Source organism: Paraglaciecola sp. T6c, from assembly GCF_000014225.1.
Classification (GTDB): Bacteria; Pseudomonadota; Gammaproteobacteria; order Enterobacterales; family Alteromonadaceae; genus Paraglaciecola; species Paraglaciecola atlantica_A.
Window position 1 is genome coordinate 1308779 of the sequence record NC_008228.1, and the last position, 17551, is coordinate 1326329.

The window sequence follows — 17551 nt, forward strand, 5'->3', positions numbered from 1 at the left end:
CATGAGCCGTAACAATGTACTGTTTTTACACAAGTGGTTTTCGTTATCTGGTGGGGTTGAACGCGTTCACCAAAACTTATCGAATGCGCTGGCTAATGAGGGTATTTCCTCAGAATTCTACGTATACGATATAAAAGGCGATAAAAAAGCCGGTTATGACAAACTGATCGACACCAAGAAGGCGACGCATCCGAATCAATCTGATAGTTTCTTCAAAAAGTTAAAGCACCTATTTGCTCATATTAAAGCTAACGATATCGATGTCATCATTGCCGCGACGGAAACGGCAAATATTTTAGCCGCATTTTGCGCGTTAAGATTTCCAAAATTATCGGTGGTATATACCAGACATTGCGCTTTCGATGTGAGCGATCAAAAGCTATCACCCGCGAAGATAAAATTGCTTTATAATTTCTACTCGTTGACGGGCGGGGCAATAGTGACCGTTTCTGGGTCACTTCAGCAGGAACTACTTCGCAACATTAAACTTGGCAGAAAGCACGTCGAATTTATTCCCAACGCTGTGGTCGACCAACAAGTGATAGCGAAATCTTTGAACAATACCGACGCATTTGAATCAACCGATTACTTTTGTGCTGTAGGGCGGCTTGTAGAGCAAAAAGGTTTTGATATGCTCATTCAAGCTTACGCGCAAGCCCGTCAGGCGAATAACAACCTACCAAAGTTGCTCATCGTTGGCATTGGTGAACTAGTAGATGAATTAACTCAACTAGCAGAGTCACTGAACATTAAAGAGTATGTTGAGTTCTACGGCTTTACTGAAAACCCATATTACATTATACGCAACGCCCAAGCGTTTATTTTGTCATCTCGACATGAAGGTATGCCCACGGCGCTAGTAGAGGCGATGTATCTAAATACACCGGTTATCGCTTTTGATTGTCCTACTGGGCCTTCTGAGCTAATCGAAAACGGTGTAAATGGCTTCTTGGTTGAAACTAACAATGTTGAAAAGTTGGCTGACGCGATAGGGCGTTATAAACAGCTCATTGGTAAAGATATTGCTGATAGCGTGAGCGCGTTTGAGTACCAAAGTGTCGCACGTCGTTACATCAAAGAATTCAGTAGGTAAATAATGGCGAAAATCAGTATTGTGTTGCATGATTTGCGTGGTGGTGGCGCAGAAAAAATGATGGTGCGCTTAGCGAATCAGTTAGCGCAAAATGGTGATACTGTAGAAATGATACTATTGACCGCAGGTGGGGTTAATAAATCATTTTTAAGTGAATCGGTAACACTCGTTGAGTTGAATTCGGCCCGCACTTTGTCTGCTTTTGCGCCCTTGCGTAAACACCTAAAGCAGTCAAATCCAGATGGCATATTATCCGCTCTCACCCATGTCAATGTCATTACCGCTGTCGTTTGTGCCAGTTTAGGTTGGTCAAAGCGATTATCTGTTAGTGAACGAAATACGTTTTCACTCGATCGCAAAGTAAATAATGGCCTAGTGATGCGTATAACCTATGGCGTTGCGCCCTACATTTATCGCTTAATTCCCAACCCTGTTATCGCTGTATCAAAAGGTGTGGCTGATGATCTTGTCGATTGCTCTATTGCTAGGCAGCAAGATGTATGTACTGCATCAAACCCAGTGATCACAGAAGACACGCGAGAAGCGGCTAAACAAGATGCGAAACATCCTTGGTTAGTTAACCATGAGTGCAAAACTGTTGTTGCAGTGGGTCGCCTTAGCGATCAAAAAGGCTTTGATATGCTTATCGATGCATTTTCTCTCGTATCAAAAGAGATAAAAGCACGATTAGTCATTTTCGGTGAGGGTGAACTAAGAACTGCGCTACAAGCGCAAATTGATCGACTGGACTTAACCGCACACGTTGACCTCGCTGGTTACACCGACAACCCTATTGCCGAAATACAACAAGCCGACTTATTTGTGTTGTCTTCACGTTTTGAAGGTAGCCCGAATGTATTGGTTGAGGCGATGTCAGTTGGATGTAAGGTGGTTGCTTTTGATTGCCCATCAGGGCCAATGGAAACGCTCAAAGGCGGTGAAGTTGCTCCCTTGGTTGAATATAAAAACGTAGCAAAGTTAGCAAAGGTTATGCTCACTGAACTTGCGAGTGAAAATCTTCAAGAAAACCGCAACAGGATCATTCAAGCCGTTAATCGTTTTAGTGCAGAAAATTCTGCCAAAGAATACCGAGCGCTTATTCTCAATGACAGCGCTTTGCAACAGAAGTGAAATAATTACCAAACATGAAAATCACTCTTGATACCTTAAAACGTGCTTATTTATTCACCACGGTTTTCTACTACTTTGGCTTTTTAAGTTTCACCTCACGTCTATTAGCGGGAGGTCGAGCTGACGATTTAATGAGCGCCAATGCTTCGGGTAATGCCGCTAAGCAAATTGTCGGTATTCTGCTATTGCTAACGGGCATCTATCTTTTACTTAAGGTCGATAAAAAATTACTGTTTTCCATGCTCATTAAGAGTTTATGGTGGTGGGTGCTAATCGCCTTTTTCTTAGCGTCCATATATTGGTCCTATGAGCCGGGCATTACCCTGCGCCGCAGTATCGCTTTTATTACACTGGTTGTGGCAGGTTTTTGTGTCGCCGCACACTTTAACGCCGAATCGTTAATGTATTTTATCGCTAAAACCATATTCGTTGCTGCCGTCATGGGCCTCATTTATTTGGTTATATCACCGAGTAATGCGTTAGGTGGTCATGGCGAAGGTGAACGTGCAAATATGTTTATCGGTATCATGGGCGACAAAAATGGCGGGGCGCGGTTATACGCTTACGGTATTTTGATACTTGTTGGCCTTGGCAATTACCGCACTCGTAACCATAAAATTATGCTAGCGGTTTTGGGGATCTGCTTAGTGTTTGCCAATTCAGCGACAGCCATCGTCATGGTATTCGCTGGTGTGGGCTTAATCACGCTATTTAAGGTTATGCGCACTAACAGCCCGAATGTTAACTTACGCCGTGTTGTGATTATCACGTTATTATTAGCCGCAGCAGCTGTCGCGGTTTCCTTTCTATACACTTTTTTATTAGAGCTACTTGGGCGAGACCCAACCTTGACAAACCGCACTGTTATTTGGGGGTTGCTCGATGAGTATATTCAAGCTGAAAGTACCTTAGGCTATGGCTTCGGTGCATTTTGGGTCAGCGACGCCGTCGCCAGTTTCGTGGCTCGTTGGAGCTATATCGGTAATGCCCATAGTGGTTATTATGAGGTTCTACTGTACGGTGGGTATACCGGATTGGTGTTAGTTATTATTCTGACCCTTAAAATAATTAAGGATTTGGTTCAAGGGTACATTATTAGCAAAAATAGTGAACTGTTAGCAGCCTTGCTTGCCATTGTTTTATTGCAATGTGTAGTTAATTATATCGGTTTCGTTGTAATCAATCACAATAGCCCTGATATGCTAATTTACAGTGTAATCTCATTTATCGCGATGTTGTCAATCTCCGCTAAAGCACCTGTCAATCGTGAACAAAAACCTAATTTAAGAATTGATCAAATATGATAAGTAATAAGAGCATTAGTACCAAAATTGTCGATGTCGGTGTTGTTATTCCTGCTTATAATTGCAGCCAAAGTATTCTAAAGGCACTTGAATCTATTTTCATGCAAAGTGCGCTGCCTAAAGAAGTCATCATCGTTGACGATGGCTCCAAGGATGATACGCAACTAGTAATTGAAGGCAGTGAGTACGCAGATCGCGTTACCTATGTGAAACAGGGCAATGCAGGCCCTTCTAAAGCCCGTAACCATGCTATTTCTATAGCGACAGCCAAGTGGCTAGCTTTTTTAGATGCTGATGATTTATGGATTCATAAAGATAAACTGCGCCTACAAATGGAATTGGCTGACAAGCATGCCGATGCAGTGTTAATCGATAGCTATGCTTCTATCGATTGGCACGGACAGAGAGAAGAGACGGAATCGCGTCAGAAAGACGGCGATGTTTTAAGACAATTTCTTTATAGCAACATTATTAATGCGACCTCTTCGGTGTTAGCGAAAAGAGACAAAATTGTTGAAACCGGCGGGTTTGTAGATGATTTGCGTTTCGGTGAAGATAGACTATTGTGGGCTCAATTAGCAAAGGTAGGTGGTGTGTATACACTACCTATTGTGACTGTGAAAAAGTTTAATGCAATTGGTAATTTAACGTCCAAAGGCGACAAAAACTATCACTATCGCGTCGATTTGGTAAATAGACTGCTCGGGTTTATTGACGCGCCAAAGGCAGAGCTTGCAGACATATGGTTGACCAATGTCGTCGACTTTTTCCGTTTAAGTTTCAAAGCAAACGACTCCGATACTTACCTGTTGATATTTAATGACACATTAAAGCATAAAGGGCCTAATTTATGGTTTAGTAAATTTGGCTTTTTGGCCTTACATGCAAAATTATTTAATACCTTTGAACCGCTGCTTTTTTTAAAGCGGGCCTTAAAAAAATAAAAAATACACTTGATAGGAAAGGTTGTTGCCTTCAACGATTCAGGCCTTTTGTCTTTAAAAGTCAATTTTTACTATTTAGGGTTTTCACCTGATCTATGAAGACCTCATTTAAGAGTGCTGAATTGTCGCCTAAAATGAAGTCTCATAGCATACGCACACCATTGCTAAGGACGGTTGAACAATAGTTTTATGGGTTGTGTAGTGGATAACTTACTCGCAATAATACCGATACAAACCGCTAGCCCTACAGCCAATAGTATATTGGCTGAAAACGAATAAAGCCCAATTTTATTCAATAACATCCGAGTGGCGGCAGGCAAGGCAAAATGGGTGAGGTATATAAATAAACTAATGCTCCCTACGTATACGCTAAATTTAAACAGCTTCGTATTTTTAAATAAGGTCTCGGTACGATAGCAAATAATTAAAAAAGCCACAGCCATCAACAAGGAAACAATGGGCTTAGTGACCATGTGCAACTCTGAACGGTACAGCGCGATAAATATCCCGAAACCCACGAAGAACAAGGGCCCAAAGAGTGCTAGTTTGTCACTTTTGATGACCCTAATAATCTCATTCCCTTTAAAAAAGCCAATGGCGTAGAAAAGGTATATCCAAGCGAAACGTTCAAAAATGCTGCCTTCGAACCAACCAAAATAGAAACTGTTTAACAAATTCGCAGCAACCGCTACACCTATGACTATGTTTGGCGAAATATTCCTTACGAGCAAAGTGACTAAATGCGAAAGTGCCAAAGCATAAATAAACCAGATGGTGGGTACGGGGTCCCATAAAATAAAAAATATTTCATTCGCGGCCATATTGGTATTAGTAAAGCTATTTGAGAGTAACCTGACCAAATAGATAATTAGGCTCCATAAAAGGTAAATATACACCCAATCAAGGAGTTTTGAGCGGTGGGTTTGTATTGGCTTATTTTTGATCGAGTTTCTAATCAAAATCCCTGACACCATAAAGAACATTGGCATCAACCAGCTTCTGAAGAAACTCGTTAGTGCCTGTATCGTTTCAGTATCATACTCAAAACTATTCAGAATGCCTTCACAGGTGTGGTACATAACGACCAAGCAAATCCCTAGGCCTTTTGCTAGGTCAAGCCAGTCTTGCCTTTCCCTTACTTTCGTTTTACTACTCGTCATATTTTTTCACTTTGAATTGTGGATTAGCAGATATTGTTAGTTTCATATACTAACAAATAGAGATATTCATGACGTACAATTATGGTACAAAGCGTTAATCTAACCTCTATTATGATGTGCGTCTAAATACCACTACATTGCTTTTTAAAAATTGTTCCCCTTGCCATACATACTATCTAAACTGATATGTTAGTTACGATTTGATTAGTGAGTGTACAACTCACTCTGCGTTTCTTTTATTGGGGTCGGCACTGGAAAGCTAGATACGAACTTTCTTACCTAATAAGCGGTATTAGTTTTTCCTTGATTTCCTTTTGAGAATCAGAAGAAAGTCAAGGCTGATATAAGTCACAGAGTCGTCCTGCCTTTACCAAGTCCTCTGCGACCGTGCTCTACTAGTGGTGACAAACTAGAAACTAATTCTCCCTCAATGGGTTGTACCAGAGATGCACACAAGAAAATATAACCTAGTTTATTGTATTAATATCAGAAAACTAGCCCGTCAATTTAAATTAAACCGTTTAATTCCTGAATAGAAACTTTTCGTCCGCGGTGGATTGGTATTTTAATTGCTTACGTACTTTAGAAGAAAAGATTTGTTCCTTAAACAAAAAAGGGGATAATAATCTCGTGGTTTAGCTTATCTAAGAAAGTATCAGCTGCGTTATTAGTGATAGTCATACACTATCTGGGTTTTAGTTTGGGTAAATGCTCACTGTCGAGTGTCACAGGGGAAGGTAGTTGAATTTTTTTAGAAAGAAAAAAGATGAAAGGTTTCATCAAAACGAGTTAGAAAGCAAAGCACAATCTCTCGCCTATTACTGGCAGCCAAAAACAAAAGAACCCAATATAGGGGATTATCTTGCCTTGGACGTGGTGCAACAAATGCTGCATCTTAGAAATCGTTTTGTACTTGATAAGGTAGACCAAACCAACAAGTTGTTGTCTATCGGCTCAGTACTGCATTTTGCTAAAGATAACGATGTCGTTTGGGGTACAGGTAGAAATGGTAAGGTAAGAGAGGACGTTCACAATTATAAGACTTTAGACGTTCGAGCGGTACGCGGGCCTTTAACTCGAGATTATCTATTAGCAAAAGGAATTCAATGCCCTGAAGTGTATGGCGATCCAGCGATTTTATCGCCTCTGTTTTATCCCGAGCAGATAATGTGTCCCGAAGGGCCTTCTCAAGAGTTTGTCATTGTCCCTCAGCTTAACGACGATATGAATTTTTATAATGGTTACGAAGGGCTGTTGCTTTCACCTCGAATGTATCCTGGTGACTTCATTAGCGGTATTTTGAAGGGTAAAACTATTATTAGCTCAAGCCTTCACGGTGTCATTCTTGCTGAGGCTTATGGTAGAAACGCCATTTTTCTAGATTCAGGTAGCGGTGAAACCCAATTTAAATACGATGATTATTATCAAGGCACAGGTCGCGAAACTTACCATTCAGTTAAAACGATTGAAGAGGCTAAAGCACTGGTTTCGCAGCCGATCCCAGATTTGAAAGATAGGCAAAATGCGCTAGTTAACGCCTTTCCATTTGAGTTATGGCAACAATAGTTTTTGGTACACGAAGAACTTAATTAATACAGAAGTGAAGGAACGTCATGAAACTAGCTGGCTTAGAAGGCTTAAGAGGAATAATGTGTGTATGGGTAGTTATCACCCATACCTTAACGATCGCCGCACTACCCATCTACAAGAATGAAGGTGTGGGTATGTTACTTGCTAATGGCACCTATGCAGTAGGTGTGTTTATCCTGCTTAGCGGTTTTGTAATTGCTTTTTTACTGGACAGTAAAAAAGAACAATACGGCCTTTATATAGCTAGAAGAGCCCTGAGGCTCTTTCCTGCTTATTTGGTATGTTTACTACTCAGCATACTGATTTTGGACATGTCCATTGAATTTCTGAATCAGTTGATATTTGAACACCCGAAAACTGCAAATCGCTTAGAGCTTTTTCACGATACCAAGGATAACCTGACAACCCATTCACTGCTCCATCTTTTCATGTTGCATGGGATAGTAACTTCTGAGTTTTTACCCTCGTCAGCTTACGCGATTATGGGTCAAGCGTGGAGCCTAACGCTTGAGTGGCAGTTTTATCTCATAGCACCTTTATTGATGTATTTTTTGAATCAGAAAAATTGGTTTTTCGTAGTCGCGATATCAGTTTTACTGCTTATTTTGCAGCGTGAACTAGCTTGGGTAATGGGACATCGATCCTTTATCTTTGCTAATATATCGCTGTTTATTTCGGGGATATTGACGTTTAGATTTTTTAAATCTTTTAGAGACGGAATATACTCGAAAAAAGAATACCTGATTAAATTTAGTATTTTAGTACTCCTCACAATTGTATTCCAAATCAAGATTGGTAGTAAATTGGCTATGATTCCACCGCTTATTTGGTGGATAACCATTGTGTCAGAAACTGTTATCACGAAGAACGTACTTCTGAATATGGTGAAACGTATTAATAATTGTCGACCAATATTATTCTTGGGAAAAATATCTTATTCAATTTACTGTTTCCATATGATATCGCTCTACTGTGTGGGTTGGTTCTTCATGGTCGTTATGCCTATCAGCTCTCATGTGCTGTACGCATCGTTAGTAATTGGCTTATCATTCCCTATAACTATTGGAGTCTCATTTCTCATCTACTCTTACGTAGAAAAATATTTCATTAAAGTGGGCAAGGGGCTTGGTGTGCTTTCAGCTGATAAAGTTGTTTCAAAAACTAATTGAGTGTTCTGGACTGACAGCATCAGATTTTTCTAGATACGATGCATATACACTCGGCGCGACGGCATGTATTCGGCCGTCGCCTTATTTGCTTTTTTAATCGCTGCGCATTCTAAATTTTTGTGCTGAGTGCTGAGTGCTACTGCTCTTGCCTTATTTACGGCTGCTTTTTCAATAGGTGACGAGTAGTAGGATGTTCGCTAAATCTACATCTGAAATTCTTCTATTGCGATACAACGTGAGAGTGACAGAAACTCAGTAATTTATAGGAAGATGTGATCCAAATACGTCAATTTTTCAATGGCATACCAAGGCCGCATATGATTATTATCTTTATAGTAGAAGCCTCGGGAGTCATCACTGGTGCTGCAAATACCTTCATTACACAAGTGCGCGATGGGGTCTATTATTTCAATATCACCGAGCTCGGTGAAAAGGCTTAGGGCTTCGTGGTGAATTGCGTAAGTATTTCGTGTTTCTTCTTCTGTCATAAAGGCTTTTAATCCATGTCGAATGACAGCCTGCGGATTAAACTCTTCTCCCCTTGGCTCTCCTAAAATCAAATACACTTCCTTAGCGGCGGCTTTTAGCTGAGCAAGAAAGACGTCGTATTCTTTGGTTCTAAGCGCTAACTGTTCTTTCCTTTTCGTTTCGATGTTTGATAAATACACGTCAAAATTAAAAAAAGTAGTCACGATTCTATCGAATTTGACCTTATCTAAAAGAAGCTGATAGTTCTGTAAATTGTCGCAGTTCCATTTGGGGTGTTTCATCGAGGGCGTTGCAAGGCACCCGCCATTTGTTAAGAAATAAACATTGTAATCAGAGTTTAGCCCCTCCACATACGGGTATAACTGTTCAGAATGGCTTGAGCCTAAAACTAAGATATTCCTATCGGTTTTTCCGCGAATGAATCTGATTTTGAGAGGCCCTATAACTTTATTCGCTTTGGGGTAGCTCCAATCACTTTTCGCCGTGATTGCCGATGCAACGAGAGTTCTCTCTGGTTCGGCAAGTCGATTTATTAAGCCATTTGTCAGAAAAACCACAAGGCCGAACACAGCAAGAAGTGAGGCTGCGGGCAATGGTTTCAGTAGATACTTCATTTTGTGTAAACCATAATCAGCCAATGATTTTGATTCAATAAAGACAAAGCTTAAAGCGCCTAGAAGGATTGAAAGCGGTAAGCCCACCATCCACCAATTCTCACCTAGAGAGAAGTAAAAACCTGCGACTATGATGGGCCAGTGCCACAAGTAAATGGAGTAAGACCATTTACCTAGCATGTGGCAAAGTCTGTTATCAACGATAAGCGATCCGCCATTGTTAGAAATTAAGACTAAACAAGCTCCTAATATAGGCAGCAAAGATGCATAGCCAGGCCAAGGTGTTTCCGCTGAGAATAGGAAAAATGATGAAACGATTAATAGTAAGCCAGTGCTCAAGCCAAGGCGTTTGGTTGTTGGCCCCAAAGCGATGGGGTACAAAAAGACTAGCCCTCCAGCAAGCATCTGCCACGCTCTAGTCGGTAATAAGAAGTAGGCTGCACTGCTAGTGTTTAATGTGACGTAAATAGAGAGAAGCAGCGCTAAGAGTGTAGTGGCAACCAGCAGTAGTTTAAGCTGCTTCAAATTTAAAAATTTACTCAGTATTACCAAAACCACCGGATACATTAAGTAAAACTGCCACTCTACAGACAGACTCCACGTATGTAACAGCCACTTTTCAATTGATGAAGCATCAAAGTAGTTAGACTCTTTCCAGTAAACGAAATTTGATGTGAACGTTAAACTTGCTGTGGTGTGTTTACCCATATTAAGGTAATCGATAGGAGAAAGTAAAAAATAGCCTAAGACCATGAGAACAAAGCAAAGAAACGCCAAGGCCGGAATAATCCGCCTTACTCTCGCTTGATAAAAACCTATTATTGAAAACGTTTTCCGCTCTACGCCTTTAACGATTATCATTGTCATCAGAAAGCCTGATATAACAAAGAATACGTCGACTCCAGCAAATCCCCCTGGCAACCAAGCGTGGTTGAAATGGAAAATGACTACGGCTATAACGGCGATCGCCCGCAACGCGTTTATATCTTCCCTGAACTTCATAGACTCTTAACGTTAACTAAATAGGTGAAATTTGTATCTAGGGGCCTGAAACCACCAAGCTCTGTCGACAACTCTCGGCTAGCTTGCTTCACTGCTATTTTATCTGACAATGTGATCTAATATTCTTTTTAATTTTCGTCGTCCTTTCCAATAAAGTGAATTTTTATGCGCCGCCATATTTTCTTTAGGAAATATGGCGCGGGGAATAGGTAATTCAAGAAAGGGACATAATTTCTCCCAACCATCACCTTGGGTGACATCAAAGGCTAATAGTTGGTTTTCTCTACCTTTGAAGTGACTAGTCACGCCGTCATAGTGACGTTTAAACTGAGTTGCCCAAGCTTCTCTGTCTATCGTTAGCCAATTGATATCAGCATCTGGCTCCTTTCTTTTTCTCTCTTGGTTCCTTTTTACATGCTTCTCTCTACTGTCAAGCCAACCCTCCATGTCTCTGATATTTAATATAAACTTACTGTTAGGATATTGTTTATCAAACTCTTTTACGATATCGATCGTAGAGGGCCCCAAATCCCAATCTGAATAGGCTTCGTAATGCTCTATTCCTTTAAGTATGTTGTTGCCCGCAAGATAGTTGGTCTGAATAATTTCTTTAATGTCGGTTTTCTCAACTCCTTTATAATGCACGCTCTTTATGTCGAGCATGGTAAAGGCCTGGTGTAGCGAAGACGTTCCTGTTTTGTTTAAACCTACACAAAATATCTTTTTATCCATATTCATCAATTCCATAAAGTTGCGGCTTTCTAGGTTGCTTTTAAAATACAGCGCCTAAAGCACCAATCCAGTGAACAAATGCACTACCTAGGGTCGGCAGAAAGTATTATGAGAGAGTCTGGGTTGATGTTGAGACAGACCTTTACGAAATGTCTACTTGTACGGCACATTCTGGACTCAACTATGTCGTCTTATCGTTTTATTAACATATACACCTTAAAAGGTAAGCAAGGTATAAGCCAAGCAGGGACGAACCACTTACCAGAATGTTAATATACTGTTTATTACAGCGATTGCGGCCATCTCTGGTGTCGATGCAGGGATAGTGAAGGAATAGTGCAGGGATAGTGTGGAAATTTGTTGTTGGTTAGGCTAATAGGTCGTTTAGGCGTTCCAACATGACTACCAATGCGTAGATTACTGTCTTCTTTTACATACTTATTATTGATAAAGCAAAGACTGCTATTTGGATGCTGAGCGGAATATTACTCATTTTTCGCTAATAGAAGGGGGAGTAAAAAATAGAATGGTGCACAGGGGTATTCGCTATTCGAATGTCGCACCTCAAACAACTAAACAATACACATAGTGCCATGCATCAGATTATGCTGGGTATAACACTGACACCTGCATGGTCATATTAGTGTGGGATCCCATAGGCAATGTATATTTCATCTCCTGCTGACAACATGTGTATTGGGGTATATATTTTAATGAAATCTGCGGATCTCATTTTGTTCAACACTCGATTTTAAGGAAGAAGCCAATGATCATGCTGACGTTTAAACGTATTGTTCTGTTTTATATTTCGGTCAGTTTTTGTCAAAGCGCAACAGCAACTATTATCAGCACAGCACTCACTGCTGAAGCATATACCCTCAGTTACCCTAAACCAGATAACGGTTGGCGCATGTTCGATTCAGGGTCGTACTTTGCTTCTACCTATACAATATCGAACATCTATGACACCAGCGTTTATGCTAGTAGTTATGTGGAAGGTAATAAAAGAGGAACTGCTTTATTATCGATGCGTAAGTATGCGGCGAGTGTTGCTAGTGGAAGTGCCACAATAGGTTATCAGTTAGAAAATAGTTCATCCATCGTGCAGCAATTCGCCTTGCGTTTTAGTCCTTTATCTGGCTACTTACAAGCGTATTGTGCTGACCCAGAAAATCTGTTTTTTGAGAGTAATAGCGTATTACCCTGCATTGGTGAAGACTTTACAGTCTCCAGCTACAATGCGCGAATTACCTTAAACGACGAGTTGATTTGGTCAAGCATGGCTGAAGTACGCTCAGATAGTAACGGCGTAGGCGTTGTCACTGATGGTGCTGTGCTTGGCGTTTTTGATGTTGAAATGCATTCATATCGCTGGGGCACTCAATGGTTTGAGCTACCACTGGGCGTATTTGAACCAAATGAACAATTTAATCTTGTTTACAGTGTTGATGTGTTAACTGATGGCGTGGCGAGTCTGCAAGGTGGTGCTACAGCTTGTGAGCCTTATAGCTGTCCTTATTCTGACAATATTGCATTCGCTGATTATGGTTTCCCGCAGTTTGACGAATATAACGATTCACTTTTTCAATTTTCATCAAGTGCATTGGCTGTGAATGAGCCCCCTAAGCTAGGGGCCATATTGATAGGGTTATTACTACTAGCCGGTCGATTGAAGAAGACATAGTCGACCGTAATAGTAATCGCTTTGAAAGATGTTAGATTTACCCATGCAGCTATTCCCGCATAAGCCATTTTTGCTATAAGATACTCGCCTTATTCACACAAAAACTGATCTGTGAGAAAAAGTCCTTTACCGCGATAAGAAACGTTAGACATGTGGGGTAGATGCCATTTAACCTGCACAAACGTATGTAAATCAAAGTAGAATCATGTGTCAAACTTATTGTGAACGACTCCGTTTTCATTGCATTATTGTGCATGTAGTTATTTTTAAAGGAATATTGTGGGGATTTTAAATCGATATCGCGGTAAAGCTTTGGATGTTTCTAGCCTTTACTGTTTGCGACTATTAAACAGCATCATACCTAAGCGTTTTGCTTCACCCTCTATTTTACTCTTGTCTTACCCCAGAAGCGGCTCCTCCTGGGCCGGTGAGGTGCTGGCCACATCACCGCAGCTCGCGTACCTCAGGGAGCCAATTACGCAACCCTATTTAAAACGGTTAGGGGGCGAACAGGCTGTATTTACCGCTGAAAAAGACCATCCGGATTTTGATATATACAAAAAGCTCGCTGACGAGGCGTTCGCTGGCCTACCTCGATACCACAGAGGCGTAATTCATAACAAGTGGGATTTCGTGCCTTTTTTAAAGAACAACAAGCAAAAATTGCTGCTCAAAGAGGTAAACCCAGCAGCAGCCAGTTTTTACTGTAAACATTATCACCCTTTCTTATTTTTACTATTGCGCCACCCTGCTGCGGTGGCATTGAGTTTTCAGGAAAGAGGGTGGTTGCAAAGGCACAGTGAATTATTAGATGGACAGTCTGAGCTTGATGTCTGGGGGCGTTTCGGTCAGTTATATGGCACGTTCTTGGCAGAAGCTGTCGACGTGGTGAATCACTATCCAAATGCAAAGATCATTAAATATGAAGACTTAGTGGATGACCCTAAGCAGCAGTTTTCTAACATTTTTATTGATTGTGGCGTTGACGTACCAGAAAATTTTGATTCAATTATCGAGCAATATTGTTATTCCAAAGATGATCTAAGTAGTGGCTTCCAAACCGCGAGAAATTCAAAACTAACAGCTCAGAAGTGGAAAAGTAAGCTCACGCCTGAGCAATTAAACGCATTGCGGGAGGGGTTTTTAGAAACGTCGTTAACCTTTTATCGCGATCCCAGTGATTGGCTAATTTAACGCTAATAAACCTTTAACACAGCGTTTTACTCAATTAGAAGAGTCGTGAATTTAAAATTGTTAAGTACTCACTCGTTATGATGATAAGCACGTTTGTCGTATCCGAGGTGTATAGTGTGGATACAAAACAGTGATTTTTCAATTCTATCGAAGTGTTTTAGAGTATGTGGAGATGTTATTCGCTTGAAGGTAATTTAATGCAATAGTAGTAACATACTCTTTGACCCTAGGCCGCTGGGCCAAATTTAGAAAGTCTGGTATTTGTTATCGATTTACTCGCTGCAAGTACGAGCTTTCACTATCAATAATAAATGTTATGAGGGAATTGCTTTAATTGTTTCGATAATGTTCGTGGCTTTTAACGTTATAATGGTAAATTAAATACTCACTTGGGCTATATTTGTGTGCAAAGTGCTTTTTATATTGGGGGAAAGTAGTTGAAGTTTTTTAAAAAGCGTAAGAGTGAAAGGTTTTACCAAGCTGAAGTAGAGTCAAAAGCGCAACTTCTTGCTTATTATTGGCAACCGAAATCAAAAGAGCCAAACATTGGGGATTATTTAGCTTTAGATACTGTGCAGCAGATGTTGCACTTGAAGAACCGATTTGTATTGGACAAATTAGTTCATTCTAGCAAGCTACTGTCCATTGGTTCGGTACTTCATTTTGCAGTAGACAATGATGTCATTTGGGGGACAGGTAGAAACGGTAAAGTTCCGGAGAGTACTCATCGATTCAATACTCTAGACGTTAGAGCGATTCGAGGCCCATTAACAAGAGATTATCTAATAAGTAAGGGGATATCGTGTCCTGAAATTTATGGCGATCCAGCGATTTTGTCCCCGCTTTTTTACCCTGAGCAGCTAATGTGCCCAGATGGACCTTCACAGGATTTTGTGATCGTGCCACAGTTAAATGATGATATGGGTTTTTACAAGGGATATGAAGACATACTCGTTTCACCTCGAATGTATCCAGGCGAATTTATCAAAGCCATTCTCAAAGGAAAGACTGTTATTAGCTCGAGTCTGCATGGCGTAGTTTTAGCTGAAGCGTATGGTAGAAATGCTATTTTTCTTGATTCAGGGAGCGGCGAAACTCAATTTAAGTATGACGACTATTATTTTGGTACAGGCAGAGACTCTTATCATAAGGTAAGCAATATTGAGGAAGCCAAATCTCTTGTTTCACAGCCTATTCCGAGCTTAAAAGAGCGTCAAAATGCGCTTGTTAAAGCGTTCCCGTTTGATTTATGGGCGCAGTAAACTACGGTGCTTTTTGCGTAAATAAGAGTTCATAATTTAGAGCGCTAGGTATTTAGAGGCAAAGGAATGCCACGAAATGGTTTGCGCTCTAAAACGAAGCAGAGCTACGTGCGGTTAGTTATTTTCAGTCACGTGCAAACCCGCCTGGTACGCAATAATGTAAATCAAGCGTTAGTTGATAATGAGCTGTTACTCTGGTGAGTCACCAGCTTCTTCCATTCTTTAGACCTCCTCTTCCGTTTTGGTATAAGCCGAGATTTACTTTACTCGCCATTGGTCTGTATCGATTACACGTTCACTGCGACGGTTCAACTGACTAATCGATTTAACGCGAGTGCTTTGATTCAATTTGATCTTTCAAGATCCACATTGCTTTTTGTTTACATTTAATTAACAATCTTGATTCGCGTTATCGTTTCAAGGATTGAAATATGTCTACCCAGCTGCGATTTTCTAAGCAATTTTTACTTTCATCTACACCGGTTTTAAATCCGTTTCTCGACAATTGGATTAAAACTACGCTCAGTTCGAACTATTTCTTTTATGCTCACCCAAAGTTGAATGTGACTCAAATTATCAGAGAACATCAACAATACATTGCGATGGGGGACTTTCTTGATCCCGTTCATGTAAATGCGTGTAACGAAGACGTAATTCAACGTTTCGCTGATGAGTGCGATAGTTTTGCTGACTTAGAGCTAGCTTTGAACTCTTTGAGTGGGCGGTGGGCTTTGATTGCCACAATAAATGGGTGTAGCCGTGTTTACCACGATGCTGCGGGGCAAAAGTCGGTTTTTTACCATACATCTGTAACCGGCGATCGCTTCATTTGTACACACCCTAGTTTATTGAATTCATTGGAAATCGTGGTCAAAGATACTGAATTACAAAACGAATTTGAGTCTTTTACCCACTCTGGCAGCTGGCCAATTTATGCATTGCCGTATCGCGATTTACATCAGTTATTACCCAATCATTACCTTGACTTGCACGAGCTAGCTGCTGAGCGCTATTGGCCGAATGGTCAGCTTGAGCCACTGACGGTAGAGGCGGCTGCGGAGAAAATGGCTCATTTGGTAAAGGGGGCTACCGAAGCTGCAGCGGCACGAAACAGCTGTGTTCTGAATCTAACCGGAGGGTATGATTCTCGGCTTATTTTAGCCAGTGCGATGAATATTTGGGAGCAATGCGAGTTTTTCACAGTGAAAAGGACGGATTCACCTAAACACGATCAGTCGATACCGATTAAGCTAAAAAATAAGTACAAACTTAAACATCATTTTGTGCAATCTTCCGTGAAATCTGCCGCAACGGCAAAGCAGAATGATGAATTAAATAAGCAGTTGCAAATCAATGTTGGCGGAATGCGTTATGACCCATCGTTACAAGCGACGCTAGCGGTTAAAAATACAATAAACGATAAAACGCATCTTCTTGGTTTGATTTCCGAAGTGACACGTTGCTATTACTACGAAGATGGCGTGCATCCTGATCGTCTTACACCTGAATTTTTAGCGCAGCGCTCGGGGTTCGGTAGTAACCCGATTGCGATAAAAGGATGTAAGCATTGGCTCGACAGCTTACCTGATGACTTACCTGTAAATATATTGGACCTGTTTTACTGGGAACATCGTTTAGGTGTTTGGGCGGCTTGTGGTATGGCGTTTTCTGAGGCGGTGATGGATCAACTGTCTCCAATGAACTGCAGAGCATATTTGGAAGCAGGATTATCGACTGATGTCAGTTATCGTAAATCACCTTATGCGCTCATCACTAAAACAATTGAGGTGCTAAACCCCAGTTTACTTGAGTTTAAATTTAATTATGACTTGGCGGATTACTTACAGGAATTAGGGTTCGGCAAATGGCCGCTCCCTTGGCGTATCAAAAAGGCGGTTGGTCTGGTCTAGCATCCATTTTTAAGCCCTCCCATGTGCTGAATCAGCGCCATGGATCGCGTTCAAAATCTCACTTTTAAGGTAGTAGCTAACGGATTTGCTAGCTAAGAGCGAAATGCGGTACGCGTTCTGATATAAAATTTAGCCATCTTTTAGAGCCAAGATACTTATCTTCTATGCAGAAGCGAGTGTTGAGTGTGTGGACTCATCGCAAGGCTTTACGACTTACTTTTAATAAATCTGCACGCATTTCTCTCATGACGCTTTTGATAAAAGTAAAAACTC

13 protein-coding genes are annotated in these 17551 nt (G+C 40.9%); 10 read left to right on the forward strand and 3 right to left on the reverse strand.

What is annotated here, in order from left to right:
• Position 1 precedes the first annotated feature (1 nt).
• From PATL_RS05560 to PATL_RS05575, 4 genes are read left to right on the forward strand one after another with little or no spacing between them, the layout of a single operon-like run.
• The gene (locus PATL_RS05560; protein ID WP_011573950.1) at positions 2-1093 is read left to right on the forward strand and encodes a glycosyltransferase; all 1092 of its coding nucleotides are present in this window, start codon (positions 2-4) and stop codon (positions 1091-1093) included.
• 3 nt (positions 1094-1096) lie between these two features.
• The gene (locus PATL_RS05565; protein ID WP_011573951.1) at positions 1097-2224 is read left to right on the forward strand and encodes a glycosyltransferase; all 1128 of its coding nucleotides are present in this window, start codon (positions 1097-1099) and stop codon (positions 2222-2224) included.
• A 14-nt stretch (positions 2225-2238) separates the two neighbouring features.
• Positions 2239-3528: an O-antigen ligase family protein gene (locus tag PATL_RS05570; RefSeq protein WP_011573952.1), complete on the forward strand. Its 1290-nt coding sequence runs from the start codon at positions 2239-2241 to the stop codon at positions 3526-3528.
• Complete coding sequence (locus PATL_RS05575; RefSeq protein WP_011573953.1) at positions 3525-4472, forward strand: glycosyltransferase family 2 protein; 948 nt, start codon at positions 3525-3527, stop codon at positions 4470-4472. The genes PATL_RS05570 and PATL_RS05575 overlap by 4 nt, the downstream gene beginning before the upstream one ends.
• A gap of 164 nt (positions 4473-4636) precedes the next feature.
• Here PATL_RS05575 and PATL_RS05580 read toward each other — a convergent pair whose 3' ends face one another.
• Positions 4637-5632 carry an acyltransferase family protein gene (locus PATL_RS05580; RefSeq protein WP_011573954.1) on the reverse strand — a complete coding sequence of 332 codons (996 nt, stop codon included), beginning with the start codon at positions 5630-5632 and terminating at the stop codon, positions 4637-4639.
• Positions 5633-6373: 741 nt separating this feature from the next.
• Here PATL_RS05580 and PATL_RS05585 point away from each other — a divergent pair.
• Together PATL_RS05585 and PATL_RS22185 are read left to right on the forward strand one after the other, a co-directional pair.
• Positions 6374-7198: a polysaccharide pyruvyl transferase family protein gene (locus PATL_RS05585; RefSeq protein WP_011573955.1), complete on the forward strand. Its 825-nt coding sequence runs from the start codon at positions 6374-6376 to the stop codon at positions 7196-7198.
• Between the two features lie 47 nt (positions 7199-7245).
• A complete protein-coding gene (locus tag PATL_RS22185; protein ID WP_011573956.1) occupies positions 7246-8391 on the forward strand; it encodes an acyltransferase family protein in 1146 nt (381 codons plus the stop codon).
• Positions 8392-8651: 260 nt separating this feature from the next.
• Here PATL_RS22185 and PATL_RS05595 read toward each other — a convergent pair whose 3' ends face one another.
• Together PATL_RS05595 and PATL_RS05600 are read right to left on the reverse strand one after the other, a co-directional pair.
• Positions 8652-10496 (reverse strand): acyltransferase family protein, encoded by a 1845-nt coding sequence (locus PATL_RS05595; RefSeq protein WP_011573957.1) that lies wholly within the window; start codon positions 10494-10496, stop codon positions 8652-8654.
• A gap of 99 nt (positions 10497-10595) precedes the next feature.
• Positions 10596-11228, reverse strand: a complete 633-nt coding sequence (locus PATL_RS05600) for a sulfotransferase family protein (RefSeq protein WP_041713412.1) — start codon at positions 11226-11228, stop codon at positions 10596-10598.
• A 766-nt stretch (positions 11229-11994) separates the two neighbouring features.
• On the opposite strand from PATL_RS05600, the gene PATL_RS05605 reads away from it, so the two are divergent.
• From PATL_RS05605 to PATL_RS05620, 4 genes are all read left to right on the forward strand, one after another.
• Positions 11995-12912 (forward strand): hypothetical protein, encoded by a 918-nt coding sequence (locus PATL_RS05605; protein WP_011573959.1) that lies wholly within the window; start codon positions 11995-11997, stop codon positions 12910-12912.
• Between the two features lie 279 nt (positions 12913-13191).
• Positions 13192-14106, forward strand: coding sequence for a sulfotransferase domain-containing protein (locus tag PATL_RS05610; RefSeq protein WP_011573960.1), 915 nt, complete (start codon positions 13192-13194; stop codon positions 14104-14106).
• A gap of 437 nt (positions 14107-14543) precedes the next feature.
• Positions 14544-15368 carry a polysaccharide pyruvyl transferase family protein gene (locus PATL_RS05615; RefSeq protein WP_011573961.1) on the forward strand — a complete coding sequence of 275 codons (825 nt, stop codon included), beginning with the start codon at positions 14544-14546 and terminating at the stop codon, positions 15366-15368.
• A 431-nt stretch (positions 15369-15799) separates the two neighbouring features.
• Positions 15800-17278, forward strand: coding sequence for a hypothetical protein (locus PATL_RS05620; RefSeq protein WP_011573962.1), 1479 nt, complete (start codon positions 15800-15802; stop codon positions 17276-17278).
• Positions 17279-17551: the final 273 nt, after the last annotated feature.

Bases quoted from the DNA above. Each gene is read 5' to 3' on its own strand.
- PATL_RS05580 (WP_011573954.1), bottom strand. From the start codon at position 5,632: ATGACGAGTAGTAAAACGAAAGTAAGGGAAAGGCAAGACTGGCTTGAC.
- PATL_RS05560 (WP_011573950.1), top strand. From the start codon at position 2: ATGAGCCGTAACAATGTACTGTTTTTACACAAGTGGTTTTCGTTATCT.
- PATL_RS05570 (WP_011573952.1), top strand. From the start codon at position 2,239: ATGAAAATCACTCTTGATACCTTAAAACGTGCTTATTTATTCACCACG.
- PATL_RS05605 (WP_011573959.1), top strand. From the start codon at position 11,995: ATGATCATGCTGACGTTTAAACGTATTGTTCTGTTTTATATTTCGGTC.
- PATL_RS05620 (WP_011573962.1), top strand. From the start codon at position 15,800: ATGTCTACCCAGCTGCGATTTTCTAAGCAATTTTTACTTTCATCTACA.
- PATL_RS05575 (WP_011573953.1), top strand. From the start codon at position 3,525: ATGATAAGTAATAAGAGCATTAGTACCAAAATTGTCGATGTCGGTGTT.
- PATL_RS05600 (WP_041713412.1), bottom strand. From the start codon at position 11,228: ATGGATAAAAAGATATTTTGTGTAGGTTTAAACAAAACAGGAACGTCT.
- PATL_RS05565 (WP_011573951.1), top strand. From the start codon at position 1,097: ATGGCGAAAATCAGTATTGTGTTGCATGATTTGCGTGGTGGTGGCGCA.
- PATL_RS22185 (WP_011573956.1), top strand. From the start codon at position 7,246: ATGAAACTAGCTGGCTTAGAAGGCTTAAGAGGAATAATGTGTGTATGG.
- PATL_RS05595 (WP_011573957.1), bottom strand. From the start codon at position 10,496: ATGAAGTTCAGGGAAGATATAAACGCGTTGCGGGCGATCGCCGTTATA.